This is a genomic window from Streptomyces collinus, assembly GCF_031348265.1.
In the GTDB taxonomy this organism is placed as follows: domain Bacteria; phylum Actinomycetota; class Actinomycetes; order Streptomycetales; family Streptomycetaceae; genus Streptomyces; species Streptomyces collinus.
On record NZ_CP133771.1, the window covers coordinates 7,074,915 to 7,099,203 of the forward strand.

General features: G+C 71.3%; 22 protein-coding genes. 10 read left to right on the top strand and 12 right to left on the bottom strand.

The annotated features are described in order from the left end of the window. Window positions 1-1,242: a molybdopterin-dependent oxidoreductase gene (locus RFN52_RS31995; protein ID WP_184851442.1), complete on the top strand. Its 1,242-nt coding sequence runs from the start codon at window positions 1-3 to the stop codon at window positions 1,240-1,242. A 316-nt stretch (window positions 1,243-1,558) separates the two neighbouring features. Here the strand turns inward: RFN52_RS31995 and RFN52_RS32000 are convergent, their stop codons facing one another. From RFN52_RS32000 to RFN52_RS32010, 3 genes are read right to left on the bottom strand one after another with little or no spacing between them, the layout of a single operon-like run. After that, window positions 1,559-2,317, bottom strand: coding sequence for a class I SAM-dependent methyltransferase (locus tag RFN52_RS32000; RefSeq protein WP_184851444.1), 759 nt, complete (start codon window positions 2,315-2,317; stop codon window positions 1,559-1,561). Beyond that, entirely contained in the window at window positions 2,314-2,967 is a 654-nt protein-coding gene (locus RFN52_RS32005) for a TIGR04282 family arsenosugar biosynthesis glycosyltransferase (protein ID WP_184851446.1), read from the bottom strand. The genes RFN52_RS32000 and RFN52_RS32005 overlap by 4 nt, the downstream gene beginning before the upstream one ends. Then, window positions 2,964-3,674, bottom strand: a complete 711-nt coding sequence (locus RFN52_RS32010) for a glycosyltransferase family 2 protein (protein ID WP_184854104.1) — start codon at window positions 3,672-3,674, stop codon at window positions 2,964-2,966. The genes RFN52_RS32005 and RFN52_RS32010 overlap by 4 nt, the downstream gene beginning before the upstream one ends. 128 nt (window positions 3,675-3,802) lie before the next feature. On the opposite strand from RFN52_RS32010, the gene RFN52_RS32015 reads away from it, so the two are divergent. Both RFN52_RS32015 and RFN52_RS32020 read left to right on the top strand, forming a co-directional pair. Then, a complete protein-coding gene (locus RFN52_RS32015) occupies window positions 3,803-4,546 on the top strand; it encodes a response regulator transcription factor (RefSeq protein ID WP_184851449.1) in 744 nt (247 codons plus the stop codon). Between the two features lie 2 nt (window positions 4,547-4,548). After that, window positions 4,549-5,661: a sensor histidine kinase gene (locus RFN52_RS32020; RefSeq protein ID WP_184851451.1), complete on the top strand. Its 1,113-nt coding sequence runs from the start codon at window positions 4,549-4,551 to the stop codon at window positions 5,659-5,661. A gap of 4 nt (window positions 5,662-5,665) precedes the next feature. Here the strand turns inward: RFN52_RS32020 and RFN52_RS32025 are convergent, their stop codons facing one another. Then, window positions 5,666-6,784: a fatty acid desaturase family protein gene (locus RFN52_RS32025; protein WP_184851453.1), complete on the bottom strand. Its 1,119-nt coding sequence runs from the start codon at window positions 6,782-6,784 to the stop codon at window positions 5,666-5,668. A gap of 9 nt (window positions 6,785-6,793) precedes the next feature. Then, window positions 6,794-7,849: a ferredoxin reductase gene (locus RFN52_RS32030; protein WP_184851455.1), complete on the bottom strand. Its 1,056-nt coding sequence runs from the start codon at window positions 7,847-7,849 to the stop codon at window positions 6,794-6,796. An 86-nt stretch (window positions 7,850-7,935) separates the two neighbouring features. Here RFN52_RS32030 and RFN52_RS32035 point away from each other — a divergent pair, with 86 nt between their 5' ends. Further along, entirely contained in the window at window positions 7,936-9,075 is a 1,140-nt protein-coding gene (locus tag RFN52_RS32035) for a PucR-like N-terminal domain-containing protein (RefSeq protein ID WP_184851457.1), read from the top strand. A gap of 223 nt (window positions 9,076-9,298) precedes the next feature. Here RFN52_RS32035 and RFN52_RS32040 read toward each other — a convergent pair whose 3' ends face one another. Then, on the bottom strand, window positions 9,299-10,300 hold the full coding sequence (locus RFN52_RS32040) for an NAD-dependent epimerase/dehydratase family protein (protein ID WP_184851459.1): 1,002 nt from the start codon (window positions 10,298-10,300) through the stop codon (window positions 9,299-9,301). A 124-nt stretch (window positions 10,301-10,424) separates the two neighbouring features. On the opposite strand from RFN52_RS32040, the gene RFN52_RS32045 reads away from it, so the two are divergent. Together RFN52_RS32045 and RFN52_RS32050 are read left to right on the top strand one after the other, a co-directional pair. After that, the gene (locus RFN52_RS32045; RefSeq protein ID WP_184851461.1) at window positions 10,425-11,156 is read left to right on the top strand and encodes a flavodoxin family protein; all 732 of its coding nucleotides are present in this window, start codon (window positions 10,425-10,427) and stop codon (window positions 11,154-11,156) included. A 134-nt stretch (window positions 11,157-11,290) separates the two neighbouring features. Next, complete coding sequence (locus RFN52_RS32050; RefSeq protein WP_184851463.1) at window positions 11,291-12,730, top strand: DUF1996 domain-containing protein; 1,440 nt, start codon at window positions 11,291-11,293, stop codon at window positions 12,728-12,730. Between the two features lie 19 nt (window positions 12,731-12,749). On the opposite strand, the gene RFN52_RS32055 is transcribed toward RFN52_RS32050, so the two are convergent. The 6 genes from RFN52_RS32055 to RFN52_RS32080 all read right to left on the bottom strand — a co-directional run bounded on the left by RFN52_RS32055 (window position 12,750) and on the right by RFN52_RS32080 (window position 18,543). Continuing rightward, window positions 12,750-13,634 carry a bifunctional helix-turn-helix transcriptional regulator/GNAT family N-acetyltransferase gene (locus RFN52_RS32055; protein ID WP_184851466.1) on the bottom strand — a complete coding sequence of 295 codons (885 nt, stop codon included), beginning with the start codon at window positions 13,632-13,634 and terminating at the stop codon, window positions 12,750-12,752. Between the two features lie 46 nt (window positions 13,635-13,680). Beyond that, window positions 13,681-14,250 carry a cysteine hydrolase family protein gene (locus RFN52_RS32060; protein WP_184851468.1) on the bottom strand — a complete coding sequence of 190 codons (570 nt, stop codon included), beginning with the start codon at window positions 14,248-14,250 and terminating at the stop codon, window positions 13,681-13,683. Between the two features lie 195 nt (window positions 14,251-14,445). Then, complete coding sequence (locus tag RFN52_RS32065; RefSeq protein ID WP_184851470.1) at window positions 14,446-15,489, bottom strand: LacI family DNA-binding transcriptional regulator; 1,044 nt, start codon at window positions 15,487-15,489, stop codon at window positions 14,446-14,448. Window positions 15,490-15,560: 71 nt separating this feature from the next. Beyond that, window positions 15,561-16,397: an ATP-binding cassette domain-containing protein gene (locus RFN52_RS32070; protein ID WP_184851471.1), complete on the bottom strand. Its 837-nt coding sequence runs from the start codon at window positions 16,395-16,397 to the stop codon at window positions 15,561-15,563. Then, a complete protein-coding gene (locus tag RFN52_RS32075) occupies window positions 16,394-17,407 on the bottom strand; it encodes an ABC transporter permease (RefSeq protein WP_184851473.1) in 1,014 nt (337 codons plus the stop codon). Before RFN52_RS32075 ends, RFN52_RS32070 begins: the two co-directional genes overlap by 4 nt. 107 nt (window positions 17,408-17,514) lie before the next feature. After that, window positions 17,515-18,543, bottom strand: a complete 1,029-nt coding sequence (locus RFN52_RS32080) for a sugar ABC transporter substrate-binding protein (RefSeq protein WP_184851475.1) — start codon at window positions 18,541-18,543, stop codon at window positions 17,515-17,517. A 245-nt stretch (window positions 18,544-18,788) separates the two neighbouring features. Between RFN52_RS32080 and RFN52_RS32085 the strand changes: the two genes are divergently transcribed. The 4 genes from RFN52_RS32085 (at window position 18,789) to RFN52_RS32100 (ending at window position 24,231) form a co-directional block, all read left to right on the top strand. Further along, window positions 18,789-19,751, top strand: a complete 963-nt coding sequence (locus RFN52_RS32085; RefSeq protein WP_184851477.1) for a carbohydrate kinase family protein — start codon at window positions 18,789-18,791, stop codon at window positions 19,749-19,751. A 226-nt stretch (window positions 19,752-19,977) separates the two neighbouring features. Next, window positions 19,978-22,536 (top strand): GH32 C-terminal domain-containing protein, encoded by a 2,559-nt coding sequence (locus RFN52_RS32090; RefSeq protein WP_184851479.1) that lies wholly within the window; start codon window positions 19,978-19,980, stop codon window positions 22,534-22,536. A 37-nt stretch (window positions 22,537-22,573) separates the two neighbouring features. Continuing rightward, entirely contained in the window at window positions 22,574-22,867 is a 294-nt protein-coding gene (locus tag RFN52_RS32095) for a putative quinol monooxygenase (RefSeq protein ID WP_184851481.1), read from the top strand. A gap of 248 nt (window positions 22,868-23,115) precedes the next feature. Further along, window positions 23,116-24,231 (top strand): winged helix DNA-binding domain-containing protein, encoded by a 1,116-nt coding sequence (locus RFN52_RS32100; protein ID WP_184851483.1) that lies wholly within the window; start codon window positions 23,116-23,118, stop codon window positions 24,229-24,231. Window positions 24,232-24,289: the final 58 nt, after the last annotated feature.

Consider the following 24,289-nt stretch of genomic DNA (forward strand, 5'->3'; position numbering starts at 1 on the left):
ATGCGAGACGATCCACGCGATCCACGGCTCCCCACGTCCCCCGGTTTCTGGCGCAGCCCCCTGCGCGGCCCCTGGTTCACCTCGGTGCTCGGGCTGGTCCTGCTCGTCGGCATCACGGTGCTGTTCGTGACGGGACTTCTCTCGTACGCCGCCTACAACCCGGACCTGTCGCCGGTCAACGACAAGACCCCGGACAAGGGGATCCTCGGCTTCTACCTCTTCTCCTGGCCGACGAACCCGCACTGGCTGTACCGGCTGAACCAGGGCGTCCACGTCACCCTCGGCATCACCCTGATCCCCGTCCTGCTCGCCAAGCTGTGGTCCGTCGTGCCGAGGCTGTTCACCCTGCCCCCGGCCCGCTCCCTCACCCACGCCCTGGAGCGGATCTCGCTGCTCCTGCTGGTCGGCGGCGCGCTGTTCGAGTTCGTGACCGGTGTCCTCAACGTCCAGCTCGACTACGTCTTCCCGGGCTCGTTCTACCCCCTGCACTTCTACGGCGCCTGGGTGTTCTTCGCCGCCTTCGTGGCCCACGCCCTGCTGAAGGCGCCCACGGCACTGCGCAACCTGCGGCGGCTGCGGGAGGAGGGGAACGACCTGGTGTCCCCGCGTCCCGCCGAGCCGACCGTCTCCCGGCGGGGCGCCCTGTGGTTCGTCGGGGGCGGCTCACTGCTGCTGTTCGCCACGACCGTGGGGCAGAACTTCGGGGGCCCGCTCCGGCGCACCGCCCTCCTCGCCCCGCACGGCGGCGCCGAACCCGGTGACGGCCCCAACGGCTTCCAGATCAACAAGACCGCCGCCTACGCCGGGATCGACACGGCGGAAACGGCCGGGGACGCGTGGCGGCTCGTGCTGACGGGGCGTACGGGCACGGTCCGCCTCAGCCGCGCCCGGCTCGCCGGGCTTCCCCTGCACAGCTCGGCGTTGCCCATCGCCTGTGTGGAGGGCTGGTCCACACCGGACCAGTGGTGGCGCGGGGTGAGGCTGCGCGACCTCGCGGCCCTCGTCGGCCACGAGGACGACCCGCCGGACGTGTTCGTCGAGTCCCTCCAGCGGCGCGGAGCCTTCCGCAAGGCCGCCCTGAGCGCCGACCAGGTGGCCGACCCGCGCTCCCTGCTCGCCCTGTACGTCAACGGCGAGGAGCTGTCCCCCGACCACGGCTACCCGGCGCGGATCATCGTGCCCGCGGCGCCCGGTGTGCTGAACACCAAGTGGGTGGCCCGCATGACGTTCGGAGACCTGTGATGCGCGCACCGCGGCTCCCGCTCGGCAGCCCTCTGCATCTCCTGCTGCTGTCCTGTTCGTTCGCCCTCGCGGCCTACGCGGGGGTGCGCCTGCTCGCCGGCGACTGGTTCGGCGTGGCGCTGTGGATCGTGGGCGCGGCACTGCTGCACGACCTCGTGCTGCTGCCGCTGTACGCGGCGGCGGACCGGGCGCTGGTATCCGTGTTCGGCGCGGCCCGCCGCCGGGAGTGGGTCATGTACGTGCGCGTACCGGCCGCCCTGTCCGGGCTGCTGCTCCTCGTGTGGTTCCCGCTGATCAGCGGCGCGGTCGAGCGGCGCTACCGGTCCGCCACCGGTCTGCCCGCCGACGTGTTCCTCGCGCGCTGGCTGCTGATCACCGCCGTCCTCTTCGGCGGCTCGGCGCTGCTGCTGGTGGTGCGGCTGCTGCGGCTGCGCAGGGCGGCGAAGTGCCGTCCGCCGGCCGTCCACTGACCCGCCCGCTCCCAACCCCGCGCGTACCCGAGCAGCGCCCTGGTGCCCAGCCGCGCCCACGGGAAGGGGTCGCCGGTGGCGGCACGGGCGTCGGTGATGTGCACGCGCACGCGTTCGTCGACGTCCGCGGGGACCGTCTCGGCGATCAGCAGACCCCCGGGGCGCAGCAGCCCGGCGACCCGCTCCAGCAGGGCACGCGGGTCGCCGCCGATGCCGATGTTGCCGTCCATGAGCAGCACGGTGTCCCAGCGGCCCTCGCCGGGCAGCTGCTCGAACACCGACCGCCGCAGCGCCTGGCCCCCGAGCCGAACGGTGTGCTCCACCGCGGCCTCGCTGACGTCGATCCCGAGGGCGGCCCGCCCCCGGGCGGCCAGTTCGGCCACGAGCCGTCCGGGCCCGCATCCCACGTCCAGCACGGCACCCTCGCACCGGTCCAGCACGTCCCGGTCGACCGGGTCGGCCCCGGCGCACCAGCGCTCCACCTCCAGCGGCAGCAGCCAGCCGTCCGTGCGCCGCAGGAACAGCGGGCCGCGGCCGGCGCGCAGGGCGGCGTCGTAGGGGTCGGCGGCGGCCCACGCCAGGGCGGTCGCGGACGGGGCGCTCATCGGGGACCGACCGGGCGCGGGCCCGGCCCGGCGACCGGCCCCCCGGCCGCCGGACACCGGGCCAGCCGCGCCGCGAAGCGCCCCCGCGGGGCGAGTGCGGCGACGGCGTGGGCATCGGCGGCGGTGTCGACGTCGCGCAGGGGCGGCAGGTCGCGCACCCGCAGTCCGGCGGCGGACAGCCGCTCCCGCTGCACGGCACCCGTCACCGGCGTCGACATGGGCACGCCCCGCAGCAGAGCGGGGTCCGGGCACGCCAGTCCGAGGGCCCAGAAGCCGCCGTCCTCCGCCGGGCCGAACCAGGCGTCGCAGCCTGCGAAGTCGACGGTGAGCAGCTCCGGGGTCACCTGCGGGGTGTCCATGCCGATGAGCAGGGCGGGGCCGGCGCAGCCCGCGAAGGCCTCCGCCAGCCGTTCGTCGAGACCGCCCGCGCACTGCGCCACGACGTCGAAACCCGGCGGCAGCCAGGGGCCGGGGGCACCGTCGAGCACCAGGACGCGCCGGGTGGCGGGCGTGGCGGCCACGGCGTGCAGCGTGTCCGCGAGGGCCGCTTCGGCCAGTTCGGCCGCCTCCCCGGGCGTGAACGGCGGCGTGAGCCGTGTCTTCACCCGGCCCGGTCGCGGCTCCTTGGCGATGACGAGGAGCGTGGTCAACGGACGGTCCCCCTTTCGTGCACGGTGCTTCCCCTCTCGTCCGCGGGCGTTTCGGCCAGCACGCGGCTCATGTCCCGTACGGCCTGCCACGTACCGCGCCACGTCCCCGTCACCTTCGAGGCCCCCGCACGGGGCAGGTACGGCACGTCGTGCTCGGCGATCCGCCAGCCCGCGTCGGCCGCGCGGACGACCATCTGGAGCGGATAGCCGCTGCGCCGGTCGCTGAGGCCGAGGGCGAGCAGCGCCTGCCGCCGGGCGGCGCGCAGGGGGCCGAGATCGTGCAGGCGCAGCCCGGTGCGGCGGCGCAGCATCCGGGCGAGCGCGAGATTGCCGGCCCGGGCATGCGGCGGCCACGCGCCCCGGCCCTGCGGACGCCGCCGCCCGAGCACCAGGTCGGCCCCGCCGTCGCGCACTTCGCGCACGAAGGGGACCAGGAGCCCCGGGTCGAGGGAGGCGTCGCAGTCGCAGAAGCACACCACGTCGGCGGTGGCGGCCGTCAGTCCGGCGTGGCAGGCCGCGCCGAAGCCCCGCCGCGGCTCGTGCACCACGGTCGCGCCCCACGCGCGGGCGATGCCGGCCGAGCCGTCCGTGGAACCGTTGTCGACGACGAGTGCGCGCCAGCCCGGCGGAATCCGTTCGAGCACCCAGGGAAGGGCCTCGGCCTCGTTCAGGCAGGGCAGCACCACGTCGACGTCCGGAGGTGTCATCGTCACGGCTTCACCCTACGAACGCGAATCGGGCATACCGGGCCATCACTCCTTACGAAACGCGGACGTCGGGCGGCCGGAGCGGTGCCCGGCCCCCGCCGGTGGCGGCCTGGTGCCAGGCTGGAGGCATGCAGCAGCCGTACGAGCCCCCCGGGACCGCGGGCGGGGCCCCCAGAATCCTGGTCGTCGACGACGATCCGACCGTCGCCGAGGTCGTCGCCGGATACCTGGATCGCGCCGGTTACGCCGTCGACCGCGCCGACGACGGCCCGAGCGCCCTCACCCGAGCCGCCGCGCGCCGGCCGGACCTCGTCGTGCTCGACCTGATGCTGCCCGGCATGGACGGTCTGGAAGTGTGCCGGCGGATCCGCGGCCACGGCCCCGTACCCGTCATCATGCTCACCGCCCGCGGCGACGAGGACGACCGCATCCTGGGCCTGGAGGTCGGCGCCGACGACTACGTCACCAAGCCCTTCAGCCCACGCGAACTCGTCCTGCGCGTCGAGTCGGTGCTGCGGCGCAGCCGCCCCGCGGCCACGGGGGACCGGCTGGGAGCGGCCGGTCTGACCGTCGAGCCGACGGCCCGCCGCGCCACCAAGAACGGCACCGAACTCGCCCTCACCCTGCGCGAGTTCGACCTGCTCTCCTTCTTCCTGCGGCACCCGGGGCGGGCCTTCGGCCGCGAGGACCTGATGCGTGAGGTCTGGGGGTGGGACTTCGGCGACCTGTCGACCGTCACGGTCCACGTCCGCCGTCTGCGCGGCAAGGTCGAGGACGACCCGGCCCGGCCCCGCCTGATCCAGACCGTCTGGGGCGTGGGCTACCGCTTCGAACCCGGTGAACCCGGTGAACCCGGTGAAGGGAACGAGTGACCGTGCGCGACAACCTCCTGATCGCCCTGTACGCCTTCGCCGGTGCCGCCGCGACAGGGCTGGCGGGGGCGGGCGTACTGCGCCTGATCCGCCGGCGTTCGCTGACCGTCTCGCTCGCGGTGGTGGCGGCGGTCGGCGTCGTCGCGATGCTCGCGGGCACGCTCGCCGTCGCCTGGGCGATGTTCCTGTCGGCGCACGACCTGACCGTCGTCACGACCGTCGTCGCCATGGCGGCCGTCGTCTCCCTGGCCACCGCCCTGCTGCTGGGGCGCTGGGTCGTCGCCCGCAGCCGTGAACTCGCCGTGGCGGCGCGCTCCTTCGGCGACGGCGGGGACTTCGCCGCCCCCGGCGGGCCCGCCACCGCCGAACTCGCCGCGGTGAGCCGGGAGCTGGCGGCCACCAGCGCCAGACTCGCCGAGTCCCGGGAGCGGGAACGTGCCCTGGAGGCCTCCCGCCGTGAACTCGTCGCCTGGATCTCGCACGACCTGCGGACCCCGCTGGCCGGTCTGCGCGCCATGTCGGAGGCGCTGGAGGACGGCGTCGCCGCCGACCCCGACCGCTATCTCCGTCAGATGCGGACCGAGGTCGAACGCCTCAACGACATGGTCGGCGACCTCTTCGAGCTCTCCCGCATCCACGCCGGGACCCTGGCCCTGACCCCCACCCGGATCTCCCTGTACGACCTGGTCGGCGACGCCCTCGCCGGCGTCGACCCCCTCGCCCGCGCGCACGGGGTGCGGCTGGTGGGCGGCCGGGTCGAGCCGGTGCCGGTGGAGGTGGACGGCAAGGAGATGAGCCGGGTGCTGGGCAACCTGCTGGTCAACGCGATCCGCCGGACTCCGGCCGACGGCACGGTCGCGATCGCCGCCGAGCGTTCCCCCGAGGGCGTCGTCCTGTCGGTGACGGACGGCTGCGGCGGCATTCCCGAGGAGGACCTGCCGCGCGTCTTCGACACCGGCTGGCGCGGCACACACGCCCGGACGCCCCCGGCCGGGGCGGGCCTCGGCCTCGCCATCGTGCGCGGCATCGTGGAGGCCCACCAGGGCCGGGCCGGTGTACGCAACATCCCCGGGGGCTGCCGCTTCGAGGTGGTGCTGCCGGCGGCGGCTTCGTGACCGATCAGGCCGCGACGAGCTCCTGCTCACGGTCCGGCGTCGTGACCTTGGGCTTCTTGTTGGGCAGCGAGAGCCGGAAGACCTTGCGCCACGCGGAGAACACCTGCTTGGGAAGCGGCCCGGTGACGTACTCCAGCTCGTACTTCTCGAACAGCGCGCGCACCTTCACCGCGACCTCGGCGTACCGGTTGCTCGGCAGGTCCGGGAACAGGTGGTGCTCGATCTGGTGCGACAGGTTGCCGGTCATGAAGTGCATGGCCTTGCTGCCGCTGATGTTCGCCGAGCCCATCATCTGGCGCAGGTACCACTGGCCGCGCGTCTCGCCCTTGATCGACCGGCGCTCGAAGACCTGCACGCCCTCGGGGAAGTGGCCGCACATGATCACCGAGTGGGTCCACAGGTTCCGGACCAGGTTGGCGGTGAACGTGGCGGCGAGCGTGGGGAGGAACGACGGGCCCGACAGCAGCGGGTGGATCACGTAGTCCTTGAGCACCTGCTTGCGGATCTTTCGGCCCACGTCCTTGGCCCGCGCGCGGAACTCCGGGTTCTTGCGGCGGCGCTTGTTCAGGTTCTTGCCGAGCTCCAGGTCGTACGCTGCGATGCCGTACTCGAAGAAGCAGGCGTTGATGAAATTCCACAGCGGCTGGCCGAGGTGGAACGGGTGCCACTTCTGGTCCTCGTCGACGCGCATGATGCCGTAGCCGAGGTCGTTGTCCTTGCCGATCACGTTGGTGTACGTGTGGTGCAGCTCGTTGTGCGAGTGCTTCCACTGATCAGCCGGCGAGACGTGATCCCAGTCCCAGGTGGTGGAGTGGATCTTCGGGTCCCGCATCCAGTCCCACTGGCCGTGCAGGATGTTGTGGCCGATCTCCATGTTGTCCATGATCTTCGCCACGGACAGACCGGCGGTGCCGATCAGCCACGCGGGCGGGAAGAACGAGAACAGCAGCACGCCCCTGCTGACCAGCTCGAGCTTGCGCTGCGCCGAGATGACCTTGCGGATGTAGGCGGCGTCCTTCTCGCCACGGCCGGCGATCACCTCGTCGCGGATCGCGTCCAGCTCGCGGCCCAGTTCCTCGATCTGCTCCGCGGTCAGGTGGGCGGTGGGGTCGATGGCGGTCAAGGTGTGTTCCTACCGTTCGATGTCGCAAGGGCCCGCCGCGGCGGACACACAGGTCTGGATGAGGACGCCCGGCTCGGCCTCGGTGATCTCGCCGGTGCGCAGGTCGCGGACGGCACCCGCCTTGAGCGGCGTGACGCAGCCGAAGCAGATGCCCATGCGGCACCCGGAGGGCATGAGCACGCCGGCCTCCTCGCCGACGTCCAGCAACGGCGTGGCGCCGTCCGCGTCGACGGTCTTGCCGGTGGTGCTGAACGTGACCTCGCCGCCGACGCCGGCGGCGACGATGCCGGGGCGGAAGCGCTCGGTGTGCAGGCGCTCCGGTACGCCGTGCTCTCTCCAGTGCTCTTCGGCGGCGTCGAGCAGGCCCGCGGGCCCGCAGGCCCAGGTCTCGCGCTCGGCCCAGTCGGGCACGAGTTCGTCGAGACGGCCGATGTCGAGCACACCGTCCGTGTCGGTGTGCACCTCGGTGAGCCGCAGCTTCTTGTCCGCTACCAGCCCGTGCAGTTCGTTGCGGAAGATCACGTCCTGTGGTTGTGGTGCGCAGTGGACCATGACGACGTCGTCGAACTCGGTGTCACGCAGCATGCCCATCACGGGCGTGATGCCGCTGCCGGCCGTCAGGTAGAGCACCTTGGCGGGCTTGGCCCGCGGCAGCACGAAGTCACCGGTCGCCTGGTCGAGCTGGATCAGCGTGCCCGGTTTCACCCGGCGGACCAGGTGGTTGCTGACCTTGCCGTCCGGGATCGCCTTCACGGTGATCGTGACGCGGCCGTCCCGGCGGTCTGTCGGCGAGGTGAGCGAGTAGGCACGCCACAGGCGCACCCCGTCGACGTCGACCCCGATCCGCACGTACTGGCCGGCCGTGTGGCCGCGCCAGCCCCGCCCCGGCCTGATCACGAGGGTCGCGGCGTCACGCGTCTCGGGGTGGACGGCCTCGATGCGCCCACGCAGGTCAGCGCCCGCACGCAGCGGGCTGACCAGGTCGAGATAGTCCGACGGCAGGAGCGGCGTCGTGGCCATCTCCAGCAGTTTCCAAGCCCTGCTGCGGAGGGCTGCACTCGTCATGACTCCAGCTTGCTGCGCCGCAAGGCGTAAAGTCCTGACCGCAGGACGTAAATCTGGTCGGCTGAATTGTTCGCAGGGAACAAAAGATGAGTCATGTAATCCGCAGAGCCAGCGAGCTGGCCCTGGACGAGACGACGGTCACCGCACTGCGGGCCGCGGTGAAGACCACCGCCGACGAGGTCGTCCAGGCGATCATCGATGAGGTCCCCCCTTACGCCAACGCCCTTTCGGGCAGCATGGGCGGCACCATCCGCCGAGCCGTCCGCACCGCGCTGGGGCACTACCTGGACCTCGCGAGCGGCAACGCCACGGGCGGCGACGGCGGTGACGCGGCCTACGAGCTGGGCCGCGGCGAGGTGCGCGACGGCCGTTCCATGGACGCACTGCTCAGCGCCTACCGCGTCGGCGCCCGCGTGGCCTGGCGATGCCTGGCCGCCGGTGCCGTACCGGCAGGTCTGCCCGCCGCCGAGGTCGCCAAGTTCGCCGAGCTGACCTTCGCCTACATCGATGAGCTCTCCGCCGCGAGCGCCGCGGGCCATGCCGACGAACTGGCCGCCCGGGGCCGGGACCACGAGCGCCACTTGGAACACCTGGCCCGCGACCTCCTCGCCGGCGCGAGCCCGGACGTGCTGCTGGCCTCTGCTCAACGGGCCGGGTGGCAGCCCCCCGTTTCACTGACCGCGGTCCTGCTGCCCGCCGCCCAGGCCCGGCCTGCCTACCGCACGCTCGACCCGAGCACCCTCTTCCTCGACGATCTGCCGGACGCCACCGGTGTGCTGCTCGTCCCGGACGCCGACCGGTCACATCTCCTGCGGCGCCTGACCGACCGCACCGCCGTGGTCGGCCCGGCCCGGCCATGGACTCGTGCGTCCGCCTCGTACGCACGAGCCGCACGCGCGCGCTCCCTCTCCTCCGATATCCGCGATACCGAGGACCACCTGCCCGAGCTGGTACTGAGCGCCGACATGGAGGCGTTCGCAGACCTGCGTGCCCGAGCCCTCGCACCGTTGCGGACCTTGCCCGTCGCGACCGCGCGGCGGCTGGAGGAGACGTTGCGGGCGTGGCTGCTGCACCAGGGCAGGCGGGAGGAGGTGGCGGCGGCGTTGTTCGTCCACCCCCAGACGGTCCGGTACCGGATGGCGCAGCTGCGGGAGCTGTTTCCGGATCTCGCATCGCCACACCGGGTGCTTGAACTGACGCTGGCGGTCGGCCTTGGGGCCGACTGACGCGTACGTCGACCGTCCACGACCGCGTCCGCGAGCGGTCCAGGAATCGCGCCTCGTACTCGGCGTCATGAGCCGGCTCGTACGGCCCGGGCAAGGGCGGTAGGGGAGAGCTGAGACCGGGGGTCGCTGCTGCGCCGCCTGAGACACTGTGGGGCTGAGACACCCTCACAGGTCACATGACGCGGTCCAGCCCGGTGTTCGCCGGCAGCTGCGCGAGGGCCGCCTACGCGCCCCGCATCCCCGCCCGCGCGAACTCCGTCATGCCCTCCTCGAAGCCGACCGCCGGCTTCCAGCCCAGCTCCGCCCGCAGCCGCGAAGAGTCCGCGGTGATGTGTCGTACGTCCCCGAGCCGGTACTCACCCGTGACGACCGGCTCGGGTCCGCCGTGCGCGGCGGCCAGCGCCCGGGCCATCGCGCCGACGGTGTTCGGGGTACCGCTTCCGGTGTTGTACACGGTGAGCGCGCCCGGGGCGGCCTCCGCCTCCAGCGCCACGGCGTTCGCCGCTGCCACGTCCCGGACGTGCACGAAGTCCCTGCGCTGCCGCCCGTCCTCGAACACCCGCGGGGCCTCGCCCCGGGCGAGCGCCGAGCGGAAGAAGGAGGCCACCCCGGCGTAGGGGGTGTCCCGGGGCATGCCCGGCCCGTACACGTTGTGGTAGCGCAGCGACATCGCCGACCCGCCGGTGCAGCGGGCCCAGGCGGCGGCCAGATGCTCCTGGGCGAGCTTGGTCGACGCGTACACGTTCCGCGGATCGGCCGGGGCGTCCTCGCCTACCAGGCCGGGGGAGAGGTCCGCTCCGCACACCGGGCACGGCGGCTCGAACCGGCCCGCGTCGAGCGCGGCCACGGCCCGTGGCCCGGGCCTCACCACCCCGTGCCGCGCACACGCGTACCCTCCCTCGCCGTAGACGACCATCGATCCGGCGAGCACGAGGGTCGCCACGCCCGTCTCCGCCATGGCCGCGAGCAGCACGGCCGTCCCCAGGTCGTTGTGCGCGACGTAGTCCGCCGCGTCGGCGACCCCGTCGCCGAGCCCGACCATCGCGGCCTGGTGGCACACGGCGTCCACACCGGTCAGGGCGCGGCGCACGGCTGCGGGGTCCCGCACGTCCGCAGCAGGATCCTCCCGTACGTCGAACACGACCGCTTCGTGCCCCCGCTTCCGCAGGGTGGTGACCACATGGGACCCGATGAACCCGGCACCGCCGGTGACCAGTACGCGCATACGGGCACGCTAGGCGCCGGCCGGCGCCGGCCCACGGGAACGCGGCCGTACGTCATGACTCCGTAAGACGGGTACGGGTGTGCCGAAACGCAACAAACCGGACCCGACGCGAGACCCTGCCCCCATGACAGCCCCCTCCGCACCCGACGCGGCCCACCGCTTCGAGGACCTGACCGCCCTGTACATCAACTGCACCCTCAAACCCTCCCCGCAGCGCAGCCACACCCAGGGCCTGATCGACAAGAGCCGGTCGATCATGGACGACGCCGGCGTGACCACGGAGCTGATCCGTGCCGTCGACCACGACATCGCGCCCGGTGTCTACCCGGACATGACCGAGCACGGCTTCGCCACGGACGTCTGGCCTGCGCTGTACGAGCGGGTCATGGCAGCAGACATCCTGGTCCTGGCCGGGCCCATCTGGCTGGGCGACAACAGCTCCGTCACCAAGCAGGTCATCGAGCGCCTCTACGCCTGCTCCTCACTGCTCAACTCCCAGGGGCAGTACGCCTACTACGGCCGGGTCGGCGGCTGTCTCATCACCGGCAACGAGGACGGCATCAAGCACTGCGCGATGAACGTCCTCTACAGCCTCCAGCACCTCGGCTACACGATCCCGCCCCAGGCGGACGCCGGCTGGATCGGCGCGGCCGGGCCCGGACCGTCGTACCTGGACCCGGACTCGGGCGGCCCGGAGAACGACTTCACCAACCGCAACACCAGTTTCATGACCTGGAACCTGATGCACCTCGCGGCCCTGCTGAAGCGCACCGGAGGGGTCCCCGCCCACGGCAACCAGCGCTCGCAGTGGGACGCCGGCTGCCGCCCGGGCGCGGACAACCCCGAGCACCGCTGACCGGCGGGGCGGCGCGGGGGTGCCAGTCCTTACGCGATTTCTTACGCGCTGGTGACGCGAGGTCGGAACCAGTGGTCGGCCCTCGTCCCAACGGCCACGGTGTTCCCACCTGACACAGGAACGGAAGGGTCACCATGAACCAGGGACACAGGCGCAACCGGAAGCGGCGCAACGCGATCGTCCTGATCGCCGGGCTGGCCGCGGGCGGTGTCGGACTCGCGCTGGTCAATATGCAGGCCAACGCGACCGACGCCCCCAGTGCCACGACCCGCGCTGCCTCACCCCTTTCCTGCCCCTCGGTCGCCGACCGGCTGCCGGACGTGCCCCGACAAGCACGCGCGGAGGTCGACCGCAACCTGCGCCTGCTGCAGACCCAGATCACCGAGGCGGGCAACCGGCTGGCCGCCACGCGCGGGCAGGGCGGGCCGGACTTCGTGCAGAACGCCATCCTGGGCCCGCTCAAGGACAAGCGGACCGCCACCGTCGACCGCATCGCCATCGCGATCAGTCGCACGGGCGCGCCCCGGCCGCAGGGGCTGAGCAGCCTGGCCGCCTGCACGCTGGCAGGCGCCGGCCAGGGGCAGAAGGGCCAGGGACAGCAAGGCCGGCAGGGGCAGACGGGCCAGGGGCAAAAGGGCCAGGGGCAGAAGGAGCAGGGCGCGAGCCCATCCCCGGCCGCCGGCAACGGCCCGGTGCCCGAGGACTTCGTGGACATCACCAAGGTCGCCCCCAACGTGCCCGCCCGGCCCCGCAACAGCCGCAACGCGTCCAAGGGCGCCTTCACGACCCGCTGCGGTGTCAACGCCGAAGGCCGGCACAACTCCGACAACGTGATCGTCGCCCCCGGAGTGGGCAACGGCGCTCACCACACCCATGACTACGTCGGCGCCATAGGCGTCGACGCCTTCACGACCGACGACACCCTGGCCGCGGCGGACACCACGTGCAGCAACGGTGACCGCTCGACCTACTACTGGCCGGTGCTGCGCGACCGCAACGGAGCCGAGGAGGCGGACGCCGGCAAGCCCGGCGGCGGAGCCGAGGGCAACATCGGCAAGATCCTCACCCCCACCTCCGCGAGCCTCACCTTCGTCGGCAGCCCCCGCGGCAAGGTGGTCGCCATGCCGCGCTTCCTGCGCATCATCACCGGTGACGCCAAGGCGAACGCGAACGGCGGCGCCAACGCCAACGCGGCCTGGTCCTGCACCGGCTTCGAGAACCGCGTCCAGCTCAAGGACAAGTACCCGATCTGCCCCGCCGGCAGCGAGGTGGTCCGCACCGAGCGGTTCCAGAGCTGCTGGGACGGACGGAACACCGACAGCGCCAACCACCGCAGCCATGTCGCCTTCGCCGACGCCCGCGGCAACTGCCCGTCCGGCTTCAAGGCGGTCCCGCAGCTCGTGCAGCGCCTCACCTACAGCGGCCTGGCCGGCAGCACCGCCTTCGCCGTGGACAGCTTCCCCGAGTCGCTGCACAAGCCCATCACCGACCATGGCGACTTCATCAACGCCATGCCCGAGCGGCTGATGAAGAAGGCGGTCACCTGCATCAACTCCGGCCGCCGCTGCGGCTGAGCCCGATGCGCCCGCAGTGTCACAGCTGCTTCTCGAACCAGTGGTGGGCGTAGGGCTCGTCGTTGAAGGCGGGTACCTCGATGTACCCGCTGGCGCGGTAGAGACGCATGGCCGCCGTCAGCGCCTGGTTGGTGTCGAGCCGCACCCGGTCGCTTCCGTGCCCGGCGGCACGTGCCTCCAGTTCGGACAGCAGGCGTCGGGCCAGGCCGAGTCCCCTGGTCCCGGGGGAGACCCACAACCGCTTGATCTCCGCGGGGGCCCCGGCCGGCAGCTTGAGCCCGGCGCAGGCCACCGGTTCGCCGTGCAAACGGGCGACGAGGAACAGCCCGCGCGGCGCGCGCAGCTCGCCCGCGTCGGGCAGCAGGCTGTGGCCGGGGTCGAAACCGCCGTCGAAGAGCTCGCTCAGCTCGGCGGCGTAGGACCGCAGGCAGTGCACGGCGTCCGGGTGATCGGGGTCGAGATCCTCCAGGGAGACCATCGAGGCGGTCAGCAGGCGCTCGACCTCGGCCATGGCGGAGGTCAGCCGCTCCCGCTGCCGGGCGTCGAGCGGGCCGAGGAGGGAGGCGGCGAGTGCGTCGCTGCGGTCGTCGAGCAGCGCACGCTCCTGCCGCCCGGCCTCGGTCAGCCGAACGGTGCGGAACCGCCGGTCGCCGGGGTGGGGTTCGACGGTGACGAGGCCGTCCCGTTCGAGCGCCCGCAGCAGCCGGCTCACATAGCCGGAGTCGAGACCGAGCCGCTCCCGGACACCGCGGACGTCGTGCGTGCCGCCGTCACCGATCTGCCAGAGCAGCCGCGCCTGGCCGTAGGGACGCGCACCACCCAGATAGTGATCGTGCAGCACCCCCACCCGCTCGGCGACCGTCCGGTTGAAGCGCCGTACCTGCTCCACCTGCTCCTTCGCCATTCTCTGACCTTAGTCAGGTAATGGCGTCGGGGGCAAAAGGCGGGTCTCAGGCCTCGGCAGGCGCGAACTCGGTCTCCTTCGCCGTGACGATCCGGGCGCCCATGTTGCGCTCCATCATCTCCAGGGCCGCGGACGCCAGGTGGGGATGGATGGAGGCGACGGCGTCCCTCGGCACCGTCACCTCCAGGTGGCGGATGTGCGCGTCCAGGGCGGAGTAGAGGACGCACTGCTCGGTGACCTGGCCGGTCATCACCACGTGTCCGACGCCCAGGCTCCACAGGAGGTAGGACAAGGGTGTCTCGAAGAACACCGAGTGGCGGGCCTTCATGACGAAGAGCGAGCGGTCGTCGGGCCGGATCGGCTCGATCAGGTGGGCGTGCCGCTGGGACAGGGCCGCGTCCAGCAGCTCTCCGTGGTGCGAGCGCCACAACCCGAAGTTGTCGTTCACGTAGATCACGGGGACGTCCGCCTCCCGGGCCCGGCCGAGCAGTTCGGTCAGGACCGGCACGATCTGCTCCACGGACGGCACGAGGAGCTCGGCGTCCTCGTGGTCGTACGTGTTGATCATGTCGATCACGATCAGAGCCGACCGCCTCGGGTCTGCGCCTCGTTCCATGCCTTCCGCCCTTCCGCCCGGGGCTGTCGTTCAAAGGGTGCGGGGGCGATCTGGCCGCGGAGGACGTCGGAGCATCGGATCTCCCGTGTGGTGCGAGTGGTGCGGGTTCCGGGGACGCACAGCTGAGTACCCGGCGGCGCGGCGGGCGTAACAACCTGCGCGGATGTCGTCAGTCGGCGATGACGGCGTCGCGGCTCAGCCCGGCCCGGGCCCGGCTCCCGCGCGCGGAGCCGGGCGCTCCCCCGAACCCCGGATGATGAGGCGGGTGGGGACGGTGATGGTGCGTGCGCGGGAGCGGTCACCGTCGAGACGTGCCAGTGCGGTCGCGGCGGCTGCCCTTCCGATGTCCTCGGCGTCCTGGGCGACGACCGTCAGGGCCGGTTCGAGGGCCTCGGCCAGTTCCACGTCGTCGAAGGTGACGACGGCGACGTCCTTCCTCTTGCTGCGAGCCAGTTCCGTGACTATGCCCAGGGCGACGATGTTGTTGCCGGCGAACAGGGCGGTGGGGGGATCGTCCAGGCCGAGCAGCTGGGAGGTGACGGCGGAAGCCCCGTGCCGGTCGTGGGCGTTGGCGACCAGGGAGCGGTCGTAGGAGATACCGGCTTCCTGGAGGGCCTCGCGGTACCCGGCGAGACGTTCACGGCGGGTGTAGAGCTTGGTGGGCAGGTCGCCGACGAAGCCGATGCGCCGGTGGCCATGGGCGATGAGGTGGGCGACGCCGTCGTGCGCGCCCGTGCGGTTGGAGCTGACCACGCTGTCCGTGGACAGGCCGGCTCCCGGGCGGTCGAGGAAGACCACGGGCAGGCCCCGGGTGCGGTGCGCCTTGAGGTGGGAGTGATCGGCGCCGACGGACGGCACGACCATCAGGACGCTGACGCGCCGGGCGAGGAACTTGTCGGTCAGGTCCCGCTCGCGGTCGGGGTCGTCCGCGGAGGAGCCCATGAGGAGGGTGAGTCCCCGTTCGCGGACGGTGTCCTCGATGCTCCGGGCCACGGCACCGAAGAAGGGGTTGCCCAGGTCGGGAATGACCAGCCCGATGGTGGTGTCGGGTCCGCCGACACGGATGTTGCGTGCCATGAGGTTCGGCTGGAAGCCGAGCTTGGCCACGGCGGCGAGGACCTGTTGCCTCGTCTCGGCGGAGGCGGGCCCGTCCTCGTTGAGGACGCGGGAGACCGTCTTGGCGCTGACACCGACTTCGCGTGCGACGTCGGCCAGGGTCGGGCGGCGGTTCGCTGCCATGGGGGAGAACTGTCTCCTGTGCTCGTCGGTTCCGGCCGCGGCCTCGGCCGGGAACCAGTGAGTTCGCGTGGTCAGGTGGCCTGGACTCCGGCGGCCTTCGCGGCCGCGGAATCCGCCACGACAGTATCCCCGGCCTCGTCGACGCCGAGTGCACCGGTCATGATGGCGACGACCTCCGCCATGGAGTAGTCGGAAGGCTTGATCAGAGCGGCGCGACGGCCCAGCCGATGGACGTGGATCCGGTCGGCGATCTCGAAGACATGGGGCATGTTGTGGCTGATCAGGACGACCGGCATGCCCTTGTCCCGGACGCGGCGGATGAGGTCCAGGACCTGACCGGACTCCTTGACACCGAGCGCGGCGGTGGGTTCGTCCATGACGACGACGCTGCGGGCCCACGCGACGGAACGGGCCACGGCCACCGCCTGGCGCTGTCCGCCGGAGAGGGTTTCGACCGCCTGTGTCAGCGAACGCAGTCCGATCTTCAGGTCCGCCATGTGCTCGGCCGCCTCCTGGCGCATCCGCTTCTTGTCCAGCATGCGGAAGACGCTGCCGAGGACTCCGGGGCGACGCAGCTCACGGCCCAGGAACATGTTCGACGCGATGTCCATCGAGGAGGCCACGGCCAGGTCCTGATACACCGTCTCGATGCCGTGGGCGCGGGCGCTCTGCGGGCCGGAGAAGGTGATGGGTTGGCCGTTCAGCCGTATCTCACCCGCGTCGGGGGTCACCGCGCCGGTGAGGGCTTTGATGAGGCTGGTCTTGCCGGCGCCGTTGTCGCCGATGACGGCGAGCACCTCGCCGGGCAGCAGGTCGAAGTCGGCGCCGTCGATGGCGGTGACATGGCCGTAGCGCTTGACCAGTCCGCGGGCCTGAAGGATCGGCGTGGGGGAGGAGATGGCGCTCATCGGGCCTTCTTCCGGGAGATCTGGTCGACGGTCACCGCGAGGATCACCAGCACACCGGTGATCAGGGTCTGGTAGATGGAGGCGACGCCCATCAGCTGGAGCCCGTTGCGGAAGACGCCGACGATGAGAACGCCGATGAAGGTGCCCAGGACCGAGCCGCGTCCGCCGAAGAGGCTGGTGCCGCCGAGGACGACGGCGGTGATGCTGTCCAGGTTGTCGGTCTGTCCCGCCTGCGGGTCGCCCACGCCCGTACGGGAGATGAGGAGCAGGGCCGCGATGCCGTAGAGGACGCCGGCCGCGGTGTACACGCCGATGGTCAGCCGGGAGGTGCGGATGCCGTTCAGGCGGGCCGCCTCCTGGCTGTTGCCCAGGGCGTAGACGTGCCGGCCCCATCCCGTACTGCTCAGTGCGTAGGCGAGGAGGAGGAACAGGCCGATCGTGACCAGGGAACCGTAGGTGATGTCCGTCCTGCCCAGGGGGAAGGTCTGCCCCAGGGCCGTCAGCGGGCCGGGCAGGTTGCTGACCGTCTGCTCCTCGGAGTAGATGTGGGTCAGCGCGAACGCCACGTTCAGCATGCCGAGGGTGACGATGAACGGCGGCAGCGGGATCTTCTGCACCAGCAGCCCGTTGAGCAGGCCGAAGCCGCCGCAGACGACCAGGCCCAGGGCGATGGCGACGAGCGGGGGCACGGAGCCCTCGGCCGCCATCTTGGCGATCACGATGCTGCCGAACGCCATCACGGCCCCGCACGACAGATCGATGCCCGCGGTGAGAATGATCAGTGTCTGACCGATCGCCAGTGTTCCGACGACCATGACCTGCTGGACGATCAGTGAGAAGTTCCCGCCCGTGAGGAACTGGTCGGTCGAGACGGAGAAGAACACACAGGCCAGCAGCAGTGCGAACAGCGGACCGGTGGTCGGTTGCGTCAGCAGCCTGCGGACCGTGGTCGGCGCCTTGAGCTCGGCGTAGGGCGAGGATGTCGAGGGTGGCGTGGACGTGGCAGTCATGCGAGGTCCTTGACGGAGGATGAGGAGGCGGCCGGCTCCCGGCCGGGGAGGTGGGAGCCGGCCCGCCGGCTGAGGGGTGAGGCGGTGCGGGCGGTCCTCGGGGCGGCTCAGCCCCAGCAGTTGTCCAGGCCGTAGGCGGTGTCCTTGGACGTGACCCCTGCCTGCGCCTTGTCGGTGATCAGGGTGACGCCGGTGTCGGTGTAACCGGACGCCTTCTTGCCGTCCTTGGCGAAGGTCACGACGGCCTTGACGCCCTCGGCGGCCATCTTCAGCGGGTACTGCTGCGAGGTCGCGGCGATCTTGCCGTCCTTGACGGCCCGGGTTCCGGTGCAGCCGCCGTCCACGGAGACGATCAGGACGTCCTTCTCGCGGCCCTTGGCCTTCAGCGCGGTGTACGCGCCCAGGGCGGCCGGTTCGTTGATGGTGTAGACGACGTTGATGCCGGGTTCCTTCTGGAGGCAGTTCTCCATCGCCGTCTGGCCCTTGGACTGGTCGCCACCGGTGTCCTGCGCACAGGCGACGTCCTTGTCGGTGGCACCGAAGCCCTTGAGGAAGCCGTTGTGCCGCTGGACGCCGACGGAGACGCCCGGAGCCAGGTCGAGGGCCGCGATCTTCGCGGTCTTGCCCTTCATGGCGGCCTTGGCGTACTCGCCGATCAGCTCGCCGGCCTTGAGGTTGTCGGTGGCGAAGAGGGCGTCGACGGCGCTCTGCGGCTCGGTCGGGGTGTCGAGCGCGATGACCAGGACGCCCTTGGCCTTGGCCTTCTCGATCGCGGGAACGATCGCCTTGGAGTCGCTCGGGGTGATCAGGATGCCCTTCACACCCGAGGCGACCATGTTCTCGATGGCGGTGACCTGACCGGCGTTGTCGCCGTCGAACTTCCCGGCCGCGGTCATGAGCTGAACGCCCTCGTCCTTGGCGGCCTTCTCGGCACCCTCCTTCATCTTCACGAAGAACGGGTTGGTGTCGGTCTTGGTGATCAGACCGACCTTGACGTCGCCCGAACCGGATCCGGCCGAACCCGAACCCGATCCCGAACCGGAGCCGGATCCGCAGGCCGTCAGGGCGAGGGCCGCTGCGCCGGTGCACGCGGCGGCTCTGAGAAGGGAAAGGGGCAGACGAGTGGTGCGAGACATGAACGACTCCTGCGGGATAACGAGCGGCGTGGCCGGCATCGGAGCATGCCGTCCCGAGGTGTCATCGTTGACTTATGTCATCGTTGACACTGCATGGCGAGGATGATGGACTCCCACTCCCGGCAACGTCAATGCCTTGCCCGCGTCACAAATCGGCAACGTCCCCGGTCGCCGTCCCCCGCAGCTGATCGGCGATCTGGTCGCGGCGCATCCGTTCGCCGCACGGTCGCAGAGGAGAGCAGCCCATGAGCCCGCGTCAGATCACCGTCCTGGGAGAATGCGTCGCGGATGCGTTCGCCGAGCCCGCAGGTGCCTCGAACGAACTCGCCCTGCGGGTGCTGCCCGGGGGTGGACCTGCGAACACGGCCGTGTCGCTGGCCCGCCTCGGCACCCCCGCCCGCTTCCTCGCGCGCCTGTCCGACGACGTGTTCGGCCGCCTGTTCCGGGCGCATCTGGAGGAGTCCGGTGTGGACCTGTCGGACGCCGTCAAGGCGGCCGAACCCAGCACGCTGGCCGTGGCGGAACTGGACGCCCAGGGGCAGGCCGCGTTCTCCTTCCATGCGCAGAACACGGCCGACTGGCAGTGGACGGCCCAGGAACTCGCCGGTGCGGACCTGTCCGGATCCGCCTGTGTGCACACGGGGTCGCTCGCGTTGGTGCGCGAACCCGGAGCGGCCGTGGTGGAGGAGTTCCTGGCGGCGGCGGCCCCCCGGGCCACCATCAGCATCGACCCCAATGTGCGTCCGCTGCTGGTACGCCCCGAGGTCTACCGCGAGAGGCTGCGGCACTGGTGCCGGCTCACCGACATCCTGCGGCTCAGTGAGGACGACCTCGAACTCCTGCTGCCCGGCACGCCCCCCGGGCGGGCGTGCGACATCTGGCATGCCGCGGGGGCCCGGCTCGTCGTGATCACGCGCGGCGGAGACGGTGTCCTGGCCTCGCTCGACGGCGAACGGGTGGAGGTGCCGGCGGTCACGACGAGGGTGGTCGACACGGTGGGGGCGGGGGACTCCTTCACCGCCGGCCTGCTGCATCACCTCGGCACCCTGGGGATCCTGGGCGGCCGGCTGACGGATCTGCGGCTCGGCGACGTCGAGGAGGCCTGCCGGTTCGCCGTCCGGGTCGCCTCGCTGACGTGCTCGGTGGCCGGTCCGAACCCGCCGTGGCAGCACGAGCTGACGCGGCTCGCGACGGCCGACCGCGTCTGACGGACGGACGCGCCGCGTCGGAGCGATCACGCCCGGACCGTTGACGGGACGGTCGAACTGCCTCCATCATCGGGCCATCGCGATGTCATCGATGACACAAGTCAACGATGACATCCCTGGGCCGACGCCGTGGACGAGGGCGCGACCCGGGCGTGCACTTCTCGGCCGGTCCATACCGGAGCGGCCCAGGTTCCGCCGTGTGGGCGGCCGCAGCACAGGAGAGACCATGAGCTCTGGACGTGTATCCCGGCATGCCCGCAGACGGATGATTCCGGCGGTGGTGACCGTGTGCGCCCTGTCCACCGCCACGCTCGCCCCTCAGGCCGTCGCCTCCGACACCCCGCCGTACTCCGAGACCTACCGTCCCCAGTTCCACTACACGCCGCAGAAGAACTGGATGAACGACCCCAACGGCCTCGTCTACTACAAGGGCGAATACCACCTCTTCTACCAGTACAACCCCAACGGCAACGCGTGGGGCGACATGTCCTGGGGCCACGCGGTGAGCAAGGACCTCGTGCACTGGAAGGAGCTGCCGCTCGCCCTGTCGCACGACGACGAGGAGATGGTCTTCTCCGGCAGCGCTGTCGTCGACCGGGACAACACCACCGGGTTCGGCACGAAGAAGAACCCGGCCATGGTGGCGGTCTACACCGGCTTCGACAAGAGCACGGGCACCCAGGCACAGGCGCTCGCCTACAGCACCGACCGGGGCCGCACCTGGACCAAGTACCAGGGCAACCCCGTCATCGACATCGGCTCGAAGGACTTCCGCGATCCCAAGGTGCAGTGGTACGAGCCCACCAAGAGCTGGCTGATGACGGTGTCGCTGTCCGCCGAGCACAAGGTGCGGTTCTACTCCTCCAAGAACCTCAAGGACTGGAAGCTGCAGAGCGAGTTCGGTCCGGCGGGAGCGACAGGCGGTGTGTGGGAGTGCCCCGACCTGTTCCCCCTCGCGGTCGACGGGAACAAGAAGAAGATCAAGTGGGTCCTGGTCGTCAACATCAATCCCGGTGGCATCGCGGGCGGTTCGGCTGCCCAGTACTTCATCGGTGACTTCGACGGCGAGAAGTTCACGGCCGACGACAAGGGCACCTACACCCCGCCCGGCGGCACGGTCGTGCAGGACTTCGAGGGCACCGGCTTCGGTACCTGGACGACCACCGGAACCGCCTTCGGACAGGGGCCGTCGGCCGGGGCGCTGGACGGGCAGCTGCCCGTCGAGGGGTTCGAGGGAAAGGGCCTCGCCAACAGCTTCCACGGCGGCGACTCCGCGACCGGCACCCTCACCTCACCCTCCTTCACCGTCGACAGCCCCTACCTGAACTTCAAGATCGGCGGCGGCAGGCACCCGCACGAGGAGGGAACCGTCCTGGAGCGCGGACCCGTCCCCGAGGGCACGGTCATCGGCGATTTCGAAGGCGGCTCCTACGGCGACTGGACGAAGACCGGTGACGCCTTCGGCACGGCCCCCGCCACCGGCACCCTTCCCGACCAGCAGCAGGTGACGGGGTGGCTGGGCGACGGCCTGGCCAACAGCTATCTGAACGGTGACGCCACCACCGGCACCCTCACCTCACCCGAGTTCACCATCGACAAGGACTACATCGACTTCCTCGTCGGCGGCGGCGCCCACCCGGCCGGCCACGCGAACCCCACCGCCGTCGAACTCGTCGTCGGCGGCAAGGTCGTACGCAGCGCCACCGGAAAGGACACCGAGACGCTCAACTGGGCCGCCTGGGACGTCCGTGACCTCGCCGGCAAGAAGGCGCGGATAGAGATCGTCGACGACAACACGGGTGGCTGGGGTCATATCAACGTCGACCACATCGTGCTCTCGGACACCCGGGCCCGGCCCCTCTCCGAGGAGACGTCCGTCAACCTGCTCGTCGACGGCGAGATCGTCAGCAGCGCCACGGGCGCGGGCAGCGAGACGCTGGACTGGGCCTCCTTCGACCTGCGCCCCTACGCCGGCAAGAAGGCGCAGATCCAGATCGCCGACATGAACACCGGGGGCTGGGGTCACCTCCTGGCCGACCGGTTCACCGCCGCCGACGCCCCCGCCGAGTCCGTCCTGCAACGCGCGGACTGGGCCGACTACGGCAAGGACTACTACGCGGCCGTGTCCTGGGAGAACGCTCCCGGCGGCAAGCGGTACATGATCGGCTGGATGGACAACTGGGACTACGCCGGCGCCGTCCCGACCTCACCCTGGCGCGGCGCGCAGACCGTCCCCCGGGAGATGGCCCTGCGCACCGTCGACGGCCGGATCCGCCTGATCAGCAAGCCGGTGAACAGCCTCGACTCCCTTCGCATCCGTTCGGAGACCGCGACGGGCATCATGGTCAAGAGCACGTCGAAGCCGCTGATCGGCCCTGCCGCCGAGGGCAAGGCGCTCGACATCGAGGCGACCTTCTCCCTCAGGGACGCCGACCGCTTCGGACTGAAGGTGCGCACCGGCGCCGGGGGCGAGGAGACGGTCATCGGCTACGACGCCACCACCGAGGAGCTGTACGTCGACCGCACCCGCTCCGGCACCGTGGACTTCCACAGCACCTTCCCCGGCATCCAGCGCGCACCGCTCAAGGCCGAGAAGGGCAAGGTGAAGCTGCGGATCCTGGTCGACCGGTCGTCCGTCGAGGTTTTCGGCGGCAACGGCGAGGCCGTGATCACCGACCAGATCTTCCCCGACCCCGCCAGCGACGGAGTGCGGGTCTTCGCCGAGAACGGCTCGGTGAAGCTGGACGAGGCCGAGGTCCGCCATCTCGACACCTACCGGAACTGATCCCCCAGCCGTCTGCGACCACGGAGGTCGACGCACCGTGAAGAAAACCCTGTTCGCCGAGTTCACCGCCCGCGAGGGAACGGAGGAGGAAGTCGCCCGGCTGCTGCGGGACTACGCCCGCAACGTGCGGACGGAAGCGGGCAACCTCGTCTTCGACGTCTACACCAGGACCACCCACCCGCGCGCCTTCTGGATCTTCGAGGTGTACCGGGACGAGGACGCCTTCCGGGCACACCTGGGCGCCCCGTACGGCGGCCCGTTCAACGCCGCGCTCGCCCCACTGATCGAGGAGGACGCATCCGTGCTCACCTTCCTCGATCCGGTGGCCTGAGATATGGGCGGACATCCCGCGGCGCCCGACCGGAGCCGGTCCCGCCGCTCAAGGACGAGGTAGGGACTCGCGCAGACGAGGTCACACAGCAGGACACGTGCTGGGCGGGGGCGACCACGCGAAGGCGAACCCCGGCCGTCCTCGCCCCCGTTCAGCCGTGAACCCCGGCCGGCTCCACGCGAAGCCGGCACCGGAACCCGTCAAGTTGCGGACAGAATCCGTCCGCAACCCCCGCTACCGTGCATCGCATGGCGAACACCAAGCGGAGCGTCACCGGCACGGCACCCCTGCTCGGCACGCGTGCCCTCAACCGCGCGACCCTCGACCGGCAGCTGCTCCTGCGCCCGGCCCGGCTGTCCGTCGCGGCGGCCGTCGAGCATCTGGTCGGGCTCCAGGCGCAGAACGTCAAGCCGCCCTACTATGCGCTCGCCGCCCGCCTCGACGGCTTCACCCCCGAGGCGCTGTCCCGGCTGATGGCGGACCGCGAGGCCGTCCGGATCGTCACGATGCGCTCCACCATCCACACCCACACCGCGGACGACTGCCTCACCCTGCGGCCGCTGGTGCAGCCCGCCCGGGACCGGGAACTCGTCACCTTCCGCAAGGGACTCGCCGGTGTCGACCTGGAGCGGCTCGCCGGACTCGCCCGCGACCTCGTCGAGACCGAGCCCCGCACCATGACGCAGCTGCGCGAGGCCCTGCTCCGGGAGTGGCCCGACGCCGATCCGCAGGCCCTGGCCGTCGCCGCCCGCTGCCGTCTCCCGCTCGTGCAGGTGACGCCCCGGGGGCTGTGGGGGCGCAGCGGGCAGGTCCGTCTCACCACCGCCGAGCACTGGCTCGGCCGGCCCGCGCAGCCGGCCCCCGCGCCCGACGCGGTCGTCCTGCGCTATCTCGCCGCCTTCGGCCCGGCGTCGGTGCAGGACATGCAGGCCTGGGCCGGCATGACCCGGATGCGCGACGCCTTCGAACGCCTCCGCCCGCAGCTCGTGACCTTCCGGGACGAGACCGGCGTCGAACTCTTCGACCTCCCGGACGCCCCCCGCCCCGGCCCGGAGACCCCCGCACCGCCGCGCTTCCTCCCCGAGTTCGACAACCTGCTGCTCTCGCACGCCGACCGCACCCGCGTCGTCCCGCCCGAGCACCGCGGCCGCTCCTGGAAGGGGAACATGGCCTACTGCACGCTCCTTGTCGACGGCTTCCTCGCCGGGCTGTGGCGACTGGAGGAGGACGCGCTCGTGATCGAACCCTTCGACCGCCTCAGCCGGAGCCGACGGGACGACGTCACGGCCGAGGGGGAGCGGATGCTGCGGGTCATGCACCCGGGGTCGTCCTACGACATCCGGTTCGGCGTCGTACGGGGCTAGAGACCGTCCCGACATGGAGAGGGGGCGTTGCGGGCCGCTCGTGGAGGCCCGCAACGCC

What these genes read in the sequence shown, in the direction of transcription:
- RFN52_RS31995 (WP_184851442.1), top strand. Translation starts at nt 1, where the DNA reads ATGCGAGACGATCCACGCGATCCACGGCTCCCCACGTCCCCCGGTTTC.
- RFN52_RS32000 (WP_184851444.1), bottom strand. Translation starts at nt 2,317, where the DNA reads ATGAGCGCCCCGTCCGCGACCGCCCTGGCGTGGGCCGCCGCCGACCCC.
- RFN52_RS32010 (WP_184854104.1), bottom strand. Translation starts at nt 3,674, where the DNA reads ATGACACCTCCGGACGTCGACGTGGTGCTGCCCTGCCTGAACGAGGCC.
- RFN52_RS32015 (WP_184851449.1), top strand. Translation starts at nt 3,803, where the DNA reads ATGCAGCAGCCGTACGAGCCCCCCGGGACCGCGGGCGGGGCCCCCAGA.
- RFN52_RS32030 (WP_184851455.1), bottom strand. Translation starts at nt 7,849, where the DNA reads ATGACGAGTGCAGCCCTCCGCAGCAGGGCTTGGAAACTGCTGGAGATG.
- RFN52_RS32035 (WP_184851457.1), top strand. Translation starts at nt 7,936, where the DNA reads ATGAGTCATGTAATCCGCAGAGCCAGCGAGCTGGCCCTGGACGAGACG.
- RFN52_RS32040 (WP_184851459.1), bottom strand. Translation starts at nt 10,300, where the DNA reads ATGCGCGTACTGGTCACCGGCGGTGCCGGGTTCATCGGGTCCCATGTG.
- RFN52_RS32045 (WP_184851461.1), top strand. Translation starts at nt 10,425, where the DNA reads ATGACAGCCCCCTCCGCACCCGACGCGGCCCACCGCTTCGAGGACCTG.
- RFN52_RS32050 (WP_184851463.1), top strand. Translation starts at nt 11,291, where the DNA reads ATGAACCAGGGACACAGGCGCAACCGGAAGCGGCGCAACGCGATCGTC.
- RFN52_RS32055 (WP_184851466.1), bottom strand. Translation starts at nt 13,634, where the DNA reads ATGGCGAAGGAGCAGGTGGAGCAGGTACGGCGCTTCAACCGGACGGTC.
- RFN52_RS32060 (WP_184851468.1), bottom strand. Translation starts at nt 14,250, where the DNA reads ATGGAACGAGGCGCAGACCCGAGGCGGTCGGCTCTGATCGTGATCGAC.
- RFN52_RS32065 (WP_184851470.1), bottom strand. Translation starts at nt 15,489, where the DNA reads ATGGCAGCGAACCGCCGCCCGACCCTGGCCGACGTCGCACGCGAAGTC.
- RFN52_RS32070 (WP_184851471.1), bottom strand. Translation starts at nt 16,397, where the DNA reads ATGAGCGCCATCTCCTCCCCCACGCCGATCCTTCAGGCCCGCGGACTG.
- RFN52_RS32075 (WP_184851473.1), bottom strand. Translation starts at nt 17,407, where the DNA reads ATGACTGCCACGTCCACGCCACCCTCGACATCCTCGCCCTACGCCGAG.
- RFN52_RS32080 (WP_184851475.1), bottom strand. Translation starts at nt 18,543, where the DNA reads ATGTCTCGCACCACTCGTCTGCCCCTTTCCCTTCTCAGAGCCGCCGCG.
- RFN52_RS32085 (WP_184851477.1), top strand. Translation starts at nt 18,789, where the DNA reads ATGAGCCCGCGTCAGATCACCGTCCTGGGAGAATGCGTCGCGGATGCG.
- RFN52_RS32090 (WP_184851479.1), top strand. Translation starts at nt 19,978, where the DNA reads ATGAGCTCTGGACGTGTATCCCGGCATGCCCGCAGACGGATGATTCCG.
- RFN52_RS32100 (WP_184851483.1), top strand. Translation starts at nt 23,116, where the DNA reads ATGGCGAACACCAAGCGGAGCGTCACCGGCACGGCACCCCTGCTCGGC.